Source organism: Streptomyces sp. NPDC092952 (assembly GCF_044754785.1).
GTDB lineage: Bacteria > Actinomycetota > Actinomycetes > Streptomycetales > Streptomycetaceae > Streptomyces.
In genome coordinates this window covers 79,652-92,332 of sequence record NZ_JBIVPT010000007.1, presented here as the reverse complement: position 1 = coordinate 92,332, position 12,681 = coordinate 79,652, and the positions used below count along the sequence as shown (strand labels likewise).

Below are 12,681 nucleotides of genomic sequence, written 5' to 3'. Positions count from 1 at the left end.
GGTGTGCGGCCGCGGGGCCCGGGGCAGCCCTTACGATGCCCACGGACGGGCGGCGGGGCGACGGGGAGGACGACGCGGTGGCAGCACGGCCGGCAGGCGGTTCGGATGACGGCCGGGACGCGGGTGCCCCGCTCCTCGACGACCTCATGCCCTGGTCCGTACGGCCGCTGCGCACCGGCCGCCCCTGGGTGGTCGCCCCGGACGCCGACTGGCTCCGGGCGCGCTGGGAGCGGCTGGCCGGGGCTCCGGCCGAGGAGCGGGAGCGGCTGTTCGGGGCGACCCGGGCCCGCACCACGCGTACGGCGGTGCCCGCGCTGCCCGGACAGGCCACCGGGACCGGCCGGTTCGCCCGCGAGACGGGACCCTGCCCCGAGCCGGTGCGGATCGCGCACGGGCCGTTCGACGAGCAGTGGCTGCTCCCCGACCACCGGCTGATCGACGCCGCCCGCCCCGAGCTGTGGCGGGTCGCCGACGAACACCAGCTCTTCGCCGTGGAGCACGGGTACGTGCCCCAGGAGACCGGGCCCGCCCTGTCCGTGACGGCGCTGCTGCCGGACGGCCACTCCCCCGCGGGCCGGCCCGGCCGGATCCGGCCGCTGTTCCGGCGCCCCGGGGGCGAGGAGCCCAATCTGGCCCCCGGGCTGCTCGCCCTGTTGCGGGCCCGCCACGGGGCGGCGGTGACCGCCCGTTCGGTGCTGGCGTGGGTGCTGGCGGCGGCCCGTCCCTCGCCCGCCGGCTGCGTGGTGCCGCTGCCCGCCGACACCGCGCGCTGGGCGGCCGGGGTGGAGCTGGGCCAGGAGCTGATCCGGCTCCAGCTGCGCGGGGCCCGGGGCGGGGAGCGTCCCCGGCTGCCCGGCGGGCGGCGGCCCTATGTGCGGGCGGCGGTGCCCCCGGCGCCCGACACGATGGAGTACGACGCCGGGACGGAGACGCTCGGCCTGGGCACGGGACGCATCGCGCCGGTTCCGGCCGGGGCGTGGGAGTTCCGGGTGGGCGGGGTCCGGATGCTGGAGCTCTGGTTCGGGCGCCGTTCGGCGGCCGGGGCCGAGGGCGCGGAGGGCCTGGCGGCGCTCCGGCCCGGCAGCTGGCCCCGGGCATGGACCTCGGAGCTGCTGGAGCTGATCACCCTGCTCGCCCTGCTGGACGGGCTCCGGCCCCGGCGGGCGGGCCTCGCCGACGGCCCCAGCATCACCGCCGACGAGCTGCGGGCGGCCGGGGTCCTGCCCGTGCCGGCCCCGGCCCGGCGGCCCGCGTCGGTGCTGGGCCACCGGGAGGAGGGCCCGGACGGGCAGTTCGCCCTGCTCTGAGGCCCGGGGCCGTCAGTCGCCGAAGGAGTCCAGCACCCTGCGCAGCGCCCGCTCGAAGACCCCGTCCAGATCGATCGGCCCGGCGTCCTCGGCGAAGCCCGCCGCCATCCTCGGGTACTTCCCGGTCGCTATCTGGCTGATCAGATAGCCGGTGCGCACGGCCTGTTCCTGCTCCTCGGTCCAGGGGAGCGAGCGGCTGCGTTCCGCCGTGGCGATCTCGTTGGCCACGTAGGTGGTGACCACGCCGTTGACCATGGCGATGAGCTCCATCTTCTCGCCGAACCGCGCGTCGACCCCGTCCAGGCAGCTGAGCGCGTACTCCAGGTACCGCAGCGCGTTGGGGCTGAAGCCGTACACCGGCGACATCAGCCGGGGCACCCAGGTGTGGCGGTGCATCATCGCGCGGGTCTGGTGGGCGAGCGCGACGAGATCGGCGCGCCAGTCGCCGGTCGGCCCGGGGAACTCGTAGCCGGCGCTGACCGCGTCGAGCATCAGCTCGTGCAGGTCCTCCTTGCGCGGCACGTAGTTGTAGAGCGACATCGTGCCGCAGCCGAGCTCGGCCGCGACCTTTCGCATGGAGACCGCGTCGAGCCCCTCCGCGTCGGCGATCCTCACGGCCGCCGCCGCGATGTCCGCCCTGCTGAACGCGGGTCTGGGGCCCCGGCCGGCGCGCTCGGGGCGCGCCCAGATCACTTCGGGTACAGCGGGTCGCCCCACCATCGATCATCACCTCGCCCCCCATCGTAGTTACGTACACCGTACGTAGTGCGCTACGGTGACCGCATGACAACTACGTACGCTGTACTCAGTGAAGGTCTGGAGAAGCGGTACGGCGAGGTCCACGCCCTGCGCGGCCTGGATCTCGCGGTGGCCGAGGGCACCGTCTGCGGGGTGCTGGGGCCGAACGGCGCGGGGAAGACCACCGCCGTCCGGGTGCTCACGACGCTGACGGTGCCGGACGGCGGCAGCGCCCGGGTCGCGGGCCACGACGTGGTGCGCGGGGCGGCCGCCGTGCGCGCGGCGATCGGGGTCACCGGACAGGACGCCTCGGTCGACGGCGAGCTGACCGGCCGGCAGAACCTGCGGCTCTTCGCGAAACTGCAGCGGCTGCGCGGCGCGTCGGCCCGCGCCCGCGCCGACGAGCTGCTGGAGCGCTTCGGGCTGGCCGAGGCGGCGGACCGCCCGGCCCGCACCTACTCGGGCGGGATGCGCCGCCGACTCGACCTGGCCGCCAGCCTGCTGACCACCCCCCGGGTGCTCTTCCTGGACGAGCCGACCACCGGCCTCGACCCGCACAGCCGCAACCGGATCTGGGCGGCGGTACGGGAGCTGGCCGACCGCGGCACCACCGTGCTGCTCACCACGCAGTACCTGGAGGAGGCGGACCGGCTGGCCGACGACATCGTGCTGATCGACCGGGGCCGGGCCGCCCACCGCGGCACCCCCGCCGAGCTGAAGGCCCGGATCGGCAGCTACGCCGAGGTGGTCGTCGCCGACGGCTCCGCCATGGTCCCGGCGGCCGGGGTGCTCGACCAGCTCACCGGCTCCGTGCCGGTGCTGGACCACGAGCACCGCACGGTGGGCGCCGTCACGACCGACACCACGCTCACCCTCCCCCGGCTCGTCCGGGAGCTCGACGCGGCGGGCGTGCCGGTGGTCGACGTCGCCCTGCGCCCGCCGACGCTCGACGAGGTCTTCCTCCGCCTGACCGGCCGCGACGACGGCCGTACCGCCCCCGCACCGAAGGAGACAGCGGCATGAACGGCACCGCGACGGTCCACGCCCCGCCCACCGCGACGGGCGCCCCCGTCGCCGACGCCCTGGCCGTGCTGGGCCGCCACCTCCAGCGCATCAAGGCCGCCCCGGGCCTGACGATCCTGACCCAGACCATGCCGATCACCATGCTGCTCTTCTTCGGCTACGTCTTCGGCAGCGCGCTGGCCGTGCCGGGCCGGGAGTACCGCGCGTTCCTGGTGCCGGGCCTGCTGGCGGCGACGGCGGCGGGCGGCCTGATGGTCGGCATGTTCCAGTCCTCGCAGGACTGCCACCGCGGGGTGATGGACCGGTTCCGCACGCTGCCGATGAGCCGGGCCGCCGTACCGTTCGGGCAGACCGCCGCCGACCTGCTGACCACGGCCGTCGGCATGGTGCCGCTGATCCTGACCGGGCTCGCGGTCGGCTGGCGGATCGAGGGCGGACCGCTCGCCGCCCTGGGCGGCTTCGCGCTGCTGCTGCTCTTCCGGTTCGCCATGGCGTGGCTGGGCTGCTGGCTGGGGCTGCTGATCCGCAACGAGGAGATCGCCGGGCAGCTGGGCAGCGCCACCTTCGTGCTGCCGCTGCTGTCGAGCGCGTACATCCCGACCGGGAACCTGCCGGACTGGCTGCGGACGGTCGCGGAGTGGAACCCGATCAGCGCCATGGCCTCGGCCGCCCGCGACCTGTTCGGCGGCGTGGCCCCCGAGGCCGGCGCCGCCTGGCCGGTCGCCCATCCGGTGGCCGGGACGCTGGGCTGGTCGGCGGTGCTGCTCGCGGTGTTCGTCCCGCTGGCCGTACGGAGTTGCGCGCGCGGCGGGGAGTGACCGCCCGCCCGGCCCGGGGGCCTCGGGTCGCCCCGTTCAGCCGGGCAGCGCGCAGGGCCGGTCCAGGTCGCCGAGCAGCCTGACGAAGCCCGACTCCAGGAACTCCCCGAGCCGCGCCGCCGCGTCCGGCTCCTCGCGCGGCCAGCTGATCACGGCCTCCTCCGCGAACGCCGTCCAGGCGCGGGCGGCGACGGCCAGTCGCGGCGAGTCGGGCAGGCCGAGCCGGCTCCGCCCCTCCGCCACCCGCCGGGCGAGGGCGGCCCTGGCCCCGTCGACGATGTCCTCCACCGCGGGGTGGCCGCCCGCGGCGCCCCGCACCAGGGCGAGGTGGACCTGGCGGTGCTCCAGCACGTACCGCACGAAGCCGGCGATGAACGCCCGGAGCCAGGCGACCGGTCCGAGCGAGGGATCCGGTTCCGTGGCGGCGACGAACGCGTCGCACTCCCGCTGCACCACGGCGCGGTAGAAGTCGCGCTTGGAGTCGAAGTAGTGGAAGAGCAGCCCGCGCGAGATGCCCGCCCGCCGCGCCACCTCGTCCGTGGAGAGCTCGTCCAGCGTCAGTCCGGCGAGCATGTCCCGGCCGATGGCGACCAACTGGGCCCGCCGTTCACCGGGGCTCAGCCGCGCAACTCGCTTTTCGGACATACACACAGTCTAGGAGCGCCTCGGCTCCGCCGTACCGGGCCCCGTGAACACAGCGAAACGCTGCCGTGCGCCCCGGGGATGACGGGAGGGCGGACGGCAGCGCGGCGCCGGGATCGGTGGACCACCGGCAGACGGGCGTGACGGTACGTCGGGTCAGTGGCGGCTGCCGAACAGCGAACGCCGCAGCCGCCGCAGCGGCGCGAAGAGCGAGACCCGCGCGCTCTTGCTCCGGCGGTGGTGGGCGGCGTCGCGCGAGGTGAGCTCGCGCATCAGCAACGTCGCCTCCGCGGACTCCCGCAGCGGCACGGCGGGGCCGCCGAGCACCGCGAGATGGCGGTCGAGGCGCGAACTCGTCGCACCGCTCCCGCAGGTGATGGCAGGCACACGCGGCCTGCTCCGCATCGCTATCTGTTCCATGTCACTCCCCACCCGTACGAGGGCACCCGACCCGGGCAGGTTAACCCTATCGCCCCGCGACGACACCCGCGCATCCCGGTGGCGGGATTACGTACACGCATACGGGGGTTGACCTCCGCTCAGGGATCCACCAGATTTCCGGGCGGTCCGGACGGAACGGAATCGGAGGAGATCATTCCGGCCGCTCGTCCGCACCCGCCCGGGAGCGGCGGACAAGGGCCCGCGACCCACGGGACCCTCGCCCGCCCCGCGGATCAGGCCGCCGACTTGAAGGCGGGCAGGTAGCCGCTGGCCTGGCCGGTGGCGGTGGGGTGGTAGGACTCCCCGATGTTCAGCCAGTTGACGCTGTGCAGCCAGGCGCTCCCGGAGCAGATCTCGTGGCCGCTGAACTTCCCCGCGACGTCGACGAAGGTGAAGCCGTGGTTGGCGGCGCGCTTGGCGGTGGCCGCGTTGAGGTAGTCCGACGCCGAGTTGATCGCGGAGCGCACCTTGTCGCTCAGGCCGACGACGCAACTGCCGCCGATCTGGTAGAAGCGCGGGTAGCCGAGGACGACGACCCGGGCGGACGGCGCCTTGGCGCGGATCGCCGAGTACACCGAGTCGAGGTTGCCGGGCAGGGTGGTGTCGACGAAGCTGCGGGCCGCGTTGACCCGGTTGAGGCAGGTGGCCTCGGACTGGAGCACACAGGTCGTCATGACGTCGGCGAAGCCCGCGTCGTTGCCCCCGATGGAGATCGACACCAGATCGGTCGCGGAGCTGAGCGGTCCGAGCTGACCGGATTTCACATCGCCGGTCCGGGCACCGGAGCAGGCGGCGAAGGAGAACGAGGCGGGCGAGTTGGCCGCGGCCCAGAGGGCGGGGTACGCCTTGCTGCTGCGCTTGCAGTCGCCGCTGGCACTGTCGTAGCTGCCCGAGCCGACACCGGAGGAGTACGAGTCGCCGAGGGCGACGTAGTCGACGCCCTGGACGGACGTCGCGGCACTCGCGGTGGCGGCGCCGGTCAGCGCGAGCACGGCGCCGAGCAGGAGCGAGGACGAGAACGCCGCGAGTCTGGACAGCTTCATGGGACCTCCCAGGGACCGACCGGGAGACAACCGCCCGGTCTACACGAGTACGTGGTAGCAGTCCCGTCCCCCTCACCGGAAGTGTGCATGCCAAGTTCACCCCATCAATTCACATGCGCCGGGCGGCTCTTCGGATCCGCTTCAGCTCCCCGTGCGCCGCCGGACGGGAGGAAACGGCATGAAACCCTGGTGCGCCGGACCCCCCGGTGGCCGATCATGGGGCCATGTCCGCCAACCCCGAGTCCGCGCTGCCGATCCGGCTCACCGTCGACGACAGCGATTCCCCGTTGGACGTGGTCGACGCGCTGTTCCTCGGCCGCTTCGCCAACGGCGAGCAGCCGCACTCGCACAACACCACCCTGGAGCGCGTCAGGAAGGGCGCGAGCCTGCTGCCCCCGGACGCCTCGGTGCTCCGCACCGCCCGAGACGACGACCGCAGTGCCACGCTCGCCGAGGGCGACGGCTGGACCCTGCTCGTCTCGCGGTGGAACCGGGGCGCCGACGTCACGGTCACCGCCACCACCCCTGAGCTGGCCCTGAAGATCCTCGACCAGGCCACCGACAAGGCCGTGGACGAACCCGAACCGCAGCCCGAGAGCGTGACGATGGGCTTCTGGTACGTCTCCCCGCGCCGCGGCCCGCACCGCACCACCCGGCAGATCAACGCCGGCACCTGGGACGAGGTCCGGGGCAACTACACGGCGCCGGTGGCCACCGCCATGGACCGGCTGATGAAGGTCACCCCGGACGACATCTCGGGCCGGCTGCTCCTGCTGCACGGCCCGCCGGGCACCGGCAAGACCTCCGCCCTGCGCACGCTGGCCCGCTCCTGGCAGGACTGGTGCCAGGTCGACTGCGTACTCGATCCGGAGCGGCTCTTCAACGACGTCGGCTATCTGATGGACATCGCGATCGGCGAGGACGACGGCACGGCCAAGGGCCGCTGGCGGCTGCTCCTCCTGGAGGACTGCGACGAGCTGATCCGCGGCGAGGCCAAGCACGCCGCGGGCCAGGCCCTGTCCCGGCTGCTGAACCTCACCGACGGGCTGCTCGGGCAGGGCCGCAACGTCCTGGTGGGCGTCACCACCAACGAGGACCTGGAGCGGCTCCACCCGGCCGTGGTCCGGCCCGGCCGCTGCCTCGCCAGGATCGAGGTGGGCCGGCTGACCCGCGAGGAGGCGGTGGGCTGGCTGGGCGCGGAGGACGAGATCGGCCGCGAGGGCGCGACGCTGGCCGAGCTGTACGCGCGGCGGCGCGGCGGCGGCCCCGCCTCGGTGCCCCGGCAGGACTCAGGGGCGGACGCGGGCCTGTACCTCTGAGCCCGCCCACCCGGGCCGTGCCGGGCACTTCGAGGACAGCGCCCGGCCCGGCTCACTCCGTGTCGTACGCCGCCCGCAGCGCGTCCCGGACCAGGGCCAGCGCCTCCTCGCGGGAGAGGCCGAGCCGCCTCGCCTGTTCCGCGTAGGCCCGGGCGGCGGACGCCGCGTGGCGGTCCGCCGCATCGCCGGCGGCGGCGACGAAGGTGCCGTTGCGGCCCCGGGTCTCGATCACCCCGTCGGCCTCCAGGGCGCGGTACGCCTTGGCGACGGTGTTCGCGGCGAGGCCCAGCTCCTCGGCGAAGCCACGTACCGTCGGCAGTCTGAAGCCGACGGGCAGCTCGCCGGAGCGGGCCAGTTCGGAGATCCGCGTGCGCAGTTGCTCGTACGGGGCGATACCGGCGTCGGGGTCAAGAACGATCTTCAGGGTCACATCCTGATTGTCCCTCACCTCCGCCCCGTCACCCGAAAATTCGGGGGCGCCGGCGGATTCCTCCCCCGTAACGTCCGGCGCATGACTGTCATCGTTCGCGATTTTCTCCCCACCGACGCGGAGGACTGGGTACGGGTCCGGCGGGCCGCGCTCCCCTTCATCGTGACGACGCCCGAGCGCGTCGCCTTCGAACTGGCCTCGGCCCACCCGGACAAGCGCTACCGGCTGCTGGTCGCGGAGGAGGACGGGGAGGTGATCGGGACGGCGCAGACCGGCCTCGCCCACGACAGCCCCGAGCCCGGCCAGGGATTCTGCAACACGTACACGCACCCGGAACGCACCGGGCGCGGGGCGGGCGGGCTGCTGCTGCGCACCGCCGAGGAGCACCTGGCCCGGGAGGGCGCGGTCTCGGTCCACGCCTGGGTGCTCGACACCCCGTCGGACCGGGCCTTCGCAGAGAGACGCGGCTACACGCCGAGCCGTCCGGCGCACTTCCTCCGCCTCGATCTGGCGGGCGGCCCGCTGCCGCCCCGCCGGGAGGTCCCGGCCGGTGTCGAGCTGCGGACCGCCGCGGACTTCGCGGACGATCCCCGTCCGCTCTTCGAGGCGGACGCGGAGACCACGGCCGACGAGCCGTCCGACATCCCGGCCGTGCTGTCGGACTACGAGGACTGGCTGAACCACACCTGGCGCAACCCGGGGCTGGACCGTGGACTGACCTCGGTGGCGGTGGTGGACGGCGAGGTGGCGGCGTTCAGCGCCGCCCATACCGACGGGCTGACCCGGTACATGTCCGGGATGACCGGCACCCGTCGGGCCCACCGCGGCCGGGGCCTGGCCAAGCTCGTCAAGAACGACTCCCTGCACCGGGCCCGCGCCGCCGGCTACACGGACGCGTTCACCGGGAACGACGCGGACAACGGCCCGATGCTGGCGATCAACCGCTGGTTCGGCTACGGGATCTGCGCCACGGAGGTGCGCCATGTCCGCAGACTCGGCTGAGGCCGCGCTGGTCGTCGCCCTGGTGAAGGCCGGGCGGACCAGGATCAGGTATCCGGCGGAGCCGGTCCGCGACGACGGCACCCGGATCACGGTGCGCGCGCCGTGGGCGGCGCCGGGGGTGCGGGACTTCGGCTTCGTGCGCTTCGAGCCGGGCGACGTGTTCACCGAGCACTACTGGCGGGACCGCTGGTTCGCGGTGAAGGAGGTCCGCACCGGCGCGGGCGTGCTCAAGGGCTGGTACTGCGACATCACCCGTCCCGCGGTGCTGCGGGAAGGGGAGCTGCGGGTGGAGGACCTGGACCTCGACCTGTGGGTGTCGGCCGACGGCTCGTCCGTCCTGCGGCTGGACGAGGACGAGTTCGCCGGAAGCGGGCTGGCCGGGCGCGATCCGGAGGCGGCCGGTGCCGCGGTCGCCGCGCTGGACGAGCTGGAGCGGCTGGCCCGCGCCGGGGAGCTCGCGGCGCTGCTGGCCTGAGGACGCGGCGCGGGCCGCCCTCCGGAGCCCGGTCCGGGCCGGTCGATCCCCTTGAGCGCCTCGGGCCCCTTGGACCCCTCGGGCCTCTTGTGCTTCTTGTGCCGGGGCCGCGCCGCGCCGCCCTCCGTCCGGCGCGGGAGGCGATCCGCACCGGTCGCCGCCGCCATCAGAACTCCACCTCCACCCCGGAGTCAACAGCGTTGTCATAACTCTTCCCTTCCCCCGGGGGCCCACCTGCGCGTACACCTCCCGGCCCTTACGACAACACCATTGACGTGTAACGGGGACGGGAGTTTCATGGCCTGCCGACCGGGCTCTCCGGCCACCTCTCCCCCGGGCTCCGTCCCTCGGGCCCGTCCCCGGGCCCGCCCTTCCGCGAGCCCTCCTCCCGAGCAAGGCGACGATCGTTGGCGGCACCAGTGAAGAACGCGAGAATCACGCCAGACCCTGGCGACCAGGCCCCCCGGGCGGCCATGCGCAAGTCCATCGGCGTCGTGGACGGCATCGTCCTCGCCGCGTCGAGCACCGCGGCCACCAGCAGCATCGGAGTCGGCCTCGGCCTGATGGCGACCATCGTCGGCCTCCATCTCCCGGCGATCATGCTGCTCGCCTTCCTGCCCGTGCTCGGTATCGCGGGCGGCTACGGCCGGCTCAACCGCGTCGAGCCGAGCGCGGGCAGCAGCTACCAGTGGGTCGGCCGCGTCCTCAGCCCCTGGCTGGGCTTCCTGGTCGGCTGGGTCAACGTCGTCGGCACCATCGTGTTCATGGCCTACACGACCACGATCACCGGCTCGGCGGTCATCCAACTGCTGGGCCAGGCCGGACTCCACCGCGTCGCCGGACTGGACCTCGACGCGAACTCCACCTTCCAGTCCACCCTGCTCGGCATGGCCGTCCTGATCGCCGCCGCGCTGGTGGCCGTCCGCGGACTGGACCTCGCGGCGCGGCTCCAGAAGTACCTGCTGATCTTCGAGTACGGGGTGTTGCTCGCCTTCTGCGGCTACGGCCTGTTCGCCGGTGACCAGCCCTTCTCGTTGCAGTGGTTCAACCCCTTCGACATCCCCTCGGCGGCGGCCCTCGCCCAGGGCATGGTGCTCGCGGTCTTCTGCTACTGGGGCTTCGAGTCGGTCTTCAGCGTCGGCGAGGAGGTCGGCGACCCGAGGGACGCCTCGCGCGGCGGGTTCATCGCGCTCACCGTCATGCTGCTCCTCTTCCTGCTCGCCGGCACCGCCTTCCAGCGCGTCCTGCCGCTGGACGAACTGGCCGACAACGGCGCGCAGGGGCTGGCCTACTTCGGCATGAAGCTCGCCGAACAGCCGCTGGCCGCCCTCCCGCTCATCGCCCTGATGTTCTCCGCGGTGGCGTCGCTCCAGGCCTCGGTCATCCCGACCGCCCGGGGGATGTACGCGATGGGCCGCGACGGTGTGCTCGGCCCCGTCTGGACCCGGCTGCACCCCAAGCACGGCACGCCCGCCGCCGGCACCCTGCTGATCACCGCGATCGCCCTGGTCCTCGCCTCGCTGGCGCTGATCATCCCCACCGTCAACGACCTGATCTTCGCCTCGGTCAACGCGATCGGCATCGTCGTCGCCCTGTACTACGCCCTCACCGCCGCGGCCGCCGCGGTGCGCTTCCGCCATCTGCTGCGCACCGCACCGCTGGAGGCCCTGCGCGCCGTCGTCGGTCCGGTGCTGGGCGCGCTCGCGCTGCTCGCCACCGGCGGCTACCTCGCCTGGACCTTCTACCGGTCCACCGACCACTTCGAGGTCTCCGCCGACAACGGCTGGTTCGCCCTGCTCGTCCCGGTCCTGATGATCGGCTCCGGGCTGGTGGCGGCCGCGTGGGCCCGCTGGCACCACCGGTCGCCGTACTTCGTGACCGGCCGTACCCCCGCCGCCGCCGACGCCGAGCCCGGCCCCGCCGTGTAACCGGCGCGCCCCGATCCGCCCGCCAGGCCCCGCAATCCCCCGAAGAACTCCCGCAGAACCCCGAAGGACTCCCACATGACCGACCTCACCGACCTCGCCTACCTCCCGGCCACCGAGGCCCTGCGCCGCTTCCGGGACCGCTCCCTCTCCCCCGTCGAGCTGATGTCCGCGCTCGTCGCGCGGGCGGAGGCCGTCGAGCCGAAGGTCAACGCCCTGGCCGAGCGGACCTTCGAGGAGGCGCTCGCCGCCGCCCGCGAGGCCGAGGCACGGTACGGGGGCAGGGGGGACGCGCCCCGCCCGCTGGAGGGCCTCGCCGTCGCGACGAAGGAGGAGCAGCCGATCGCGGGCCGCCTCAGCACGGACGGCTCGCTGGCCTTCCGGGACGAGGTCGCCGAGGAGACGCACCCGGTGATCGAGCGGATCCAGGCCGCCGGCGGCATCGTCCACGCCCGGACCACCACCCCGGAGTTCAGCTGCGCGGGCTACACCCAGTCCCGGCTGTGGGGCGTCACCCGCAACCCGTGGAACACCGCGTTCACCCCGGGCGGCTCCTCGGGCGGTGCGGGCGCCGCGCTCGCGGCGGGCGAGACGACCCTCGCGACCGGCTCCGACATCGGCGGCTCCATCCGCATCCCCGCCTCGAACACCGGCACGGTCGGCTACAAGCCGCCGTACGGGCGCGTACCGGCGATGCCGCCCTTCAACCTGGACACGTACTGCCACGACGGCCCGATGGCGCGGACCGTGGCCGACTGCGTCCTGCTGGAGAACGTCATCGCCGGGCCGCACCCGCTGGACGCCGTGTCGCTGCGGCCCCGGCTGGTCCTGCCCGAGCGGTTCGAGGGGGCCGAGGGCCTGCGCGTGGCGCTCTCGGTCACCCTCGGGGACTGGCCGGTCGACCCCGAGGTCGAGGCCAACACCCGTGCGGTCGCGGAGGCGCTGCGCGCGGCCGGTGCCGTCGTCGAGGAGGTGGAGGTGCCCATCATGCGGGCCGACGTGATGCGCGCCGCGATGATCCACTTCGGTTCGATCTTCGGCCCGTACATCTCCTCGGTCGCCGCCGACCACGGCGACCTGCTCACCACGTACGCGCTCGACTTCGCCCGGCGGGCCGCCGAGGCGGTCCGCGAACCGGGCAGCTTCCTGAAGGGGCTCGAACTGGAGGCCGGGGTGCAGACGACGCTCGGCACCCTGCTGGACCGGTACGACGTGCTGCTGTGCCCGACGACGGCGGTCCCGGCGCTCGCGGCGGACGACGACCACCTCTCGACCCGGGTCGTGATCAACGGCGTCGAGCTGGACTTCTACCTGGAGTCGGCGATGACCACACCGTTCAACATCGCCAGCCGCTGCCCGGTGCTCAGCGTGCCCTCCGGTGTCGCCTCCACCGGTGTCCCGACGGGGGTGCAGATCGTCGGACGCACCTACGACGACGCCACGGTGTTCCGGGTGGCGCGGGCCGTCGAGGCCGCCCGGCCCTGGAACCACGTCCCGTCCCTCTGACACGGCGCTTCG

The 12,681-nt window shown here is 73.9% G+C and carries 13 protein-coding genes; 8 read left to right on the top strand and 5 right to left on the bottom strand.

From position 1 onward, the window contains the following. Positions 1-35 precede the first annotated feature (35 nt). Entirely contained in the window at positions 36-1,307 is a 1,272-nt protein-coding gene (locus ACIQGQ_RS18865) for a type ISP restriction/modification enzyme (protein ID WP_402397134.1), read from the top strand. Positions 1,308-1,319: 12 nt separating this feature from the next. Here ACIQGQ_RS18865 and ACIQGQ_RS18860 read toward each other — a convergent pair whose 3' ends face one another. Further along, positions 1,320-2,027: a TetR/AcrR family transcriptional regulator gene (locus tag ACIQGQ_RS18860; protein ID WP_402397132.1), complete on the bottom strand. Its 708-nt coding sequence runs from the start codon at positions 2,025-2,027 to the stop codon at positions 1,320-1,322. Positions 2,028-2,090: 63 nt separating this feature from the next. Between ACIQGQ_RS18860 and ACIQGQ_RS18855 the strand changes: the two genes are divergently transcribed. Further along, positions 2,091-3,068 carry an ATP-binding cassette domain-containing protein gene (locus tag ACIQGQ_RS18855; RefSeq protein ID WP_402397130.1) on the top strand — a complete coding sequence of 326 codons (978 nt, stop codon included), beginning with the start codon at positions 2,091-2,093 and terminating at the stop codon, positions 3,066-3,068. Next, positions 3,065-3,886: an ABC transporter permease gene (locus tag ACIQGQ_RS18850; protein ID WP_402397128.1), complete on the top strand. Its 822-nt coding sequence runs from the start codon at positions 3,065-3,067 to the stop codon at positions 3,884-3,886. Before ACIQGQ_RS18855 ends, ACIQGQ_RS18850 begins: the two co-directional genes overlap by 4 nt. A 36-nt stretch (positions 3,887-3,922) precedes the next feature. Here ACIQGQ_RS18850 and ACIQGQ_RS18845 read toward each other — a convergent pair whose 3' ends face one another. From ACIQGQ_RS18845 to ACIQGQ_RS18835, 3 genes are all read right to left on the bottom strand, one after another. After that, positions 3,923-4,531 carry a TetR/AcrR family transcriptional regulator gene (locus ACIQGQ_RS18845; protein WP_402397126.1) on the bottom strand — a complete coding sequence of 203 codons (609 nt, stop codon included), beginning with the start codon at positions 4,529-4,531 and terminating at the stop codon, positions 3,923-3,925. Between the two features lie 153 nt (positions 4,532-4,684). Then, positions 4,685-4,948, bottom strand: coding sequence for a hypothetical protein (locus tag ACIQGQ_RS18840; protein WP_402397123.1), 264 nt, complete (start codon positions 4,946-4,948; stop codon positions 4,685-4,687). A 254-nt stretch (positions 4,949-5,202) separates the two neighbouring features. Further along, positions 5,203-6,012, bottom strand: a complete 810-nt coding sequence (locus ACIQGQ_RS18835; protein ID WP_402397121.1) for an SGNH/GDSL hydrolase family protein — start codon at positions 6,010-6,012, stop codon at positions 5,203-5,205. A 224-nt stretch (positions 6,013-6,236) separates the two neighbouring features. Between ACIQGQ_RS18835 and ACIQGQ_RS18830 the strand changes: the two genes are divergently transcribed. Beyond that, a complete protein-coding gene (locus ACIQGQ_RS18830) occupies positions 6,237-7,331 on the top strand; it encodes a DUF5925 domain-containing protein (protein ID WP_402397118.1) in 1,095 nt (364 codons plus the stop codon). Between the two features lie 52 nt (positions 7,332-7,383). Here the strand turns inward: ACIQGQ_RS18830 and ACIQGQ_RS18825 are convergent, their stop codons facing one another. Continuing rightward, positions 7,384-7,761, bottom strand: a complete 378-nt coding sequence (locus ACIQGQ_RS18825) for a GntR family transcriptional regulator (protein WP_402397115.1) — start codon at positions 7,759-7,761, stop codon at positions 7,384-7,386. An 81-nt stretch (positions 7,762-7,842) separates the two neighbouring features. On the opposite strand from ACIQGQ_RS18825, the gene ACIQGQ_RS18820 reads away from it, so the two are divergent. The 4 genes from ACIQGQ_RS18820 to ACIQGQ_RS18805 all read left to right on the top strand — a co-directional run bounded on the left by ACIQGQ_RS18820 (position 7,843) and on the right by ACIQGQ_RS18805 (position 12,669). After that, positions 7,843-8,763, top strand: coding sequence for a GNAT family N-acetyltransferase (locus ACIQGQ_RS18820; protein ID WP_402397112.1), 921 nt, complete (start codon positions 7,843-7,845; stop codon positions 8,761-8,763). Further along, the gene (locus ACIQGQ_RS18815) at positions 8,744-9,238 is read left to right on the top strand and encodes a DUF402 domain-containing protein (protein ID WP_402397110.1); all 495 of its coding nucleotides are present in this window, start codon (positions 8,744-8,746) and stop codon (positions 9,236-9,238) included. Before ACIQGQ_RS18820 ends, ACIQGQ_RS18815 begins: the two co-directional genes overlap by 20 nt. Before the next feature lie 473 nt (positions 9,239-9,711). Further along, entirely contained in the window at positions 9,712-11,166 is a 1,455-nt protein-coding gene (locus ACIQGQ_RS18810; protein ID WP_402397108.1) for an APC family permease, read from the top strand. A 75-nt stretch (positions 11,167-11,241) separates the two neighbouring features. Continuing rightward, entirely contained in the window at positions 11,242-12,669 is a 1,428-nt protein-coding gene (locus ACIQGQ_RS18805) for an amidase (RefSeq protein WP_402397105.1), read from the top strand. Positions 12,670-12,681 lie beyond the last annotated feature (12 nt).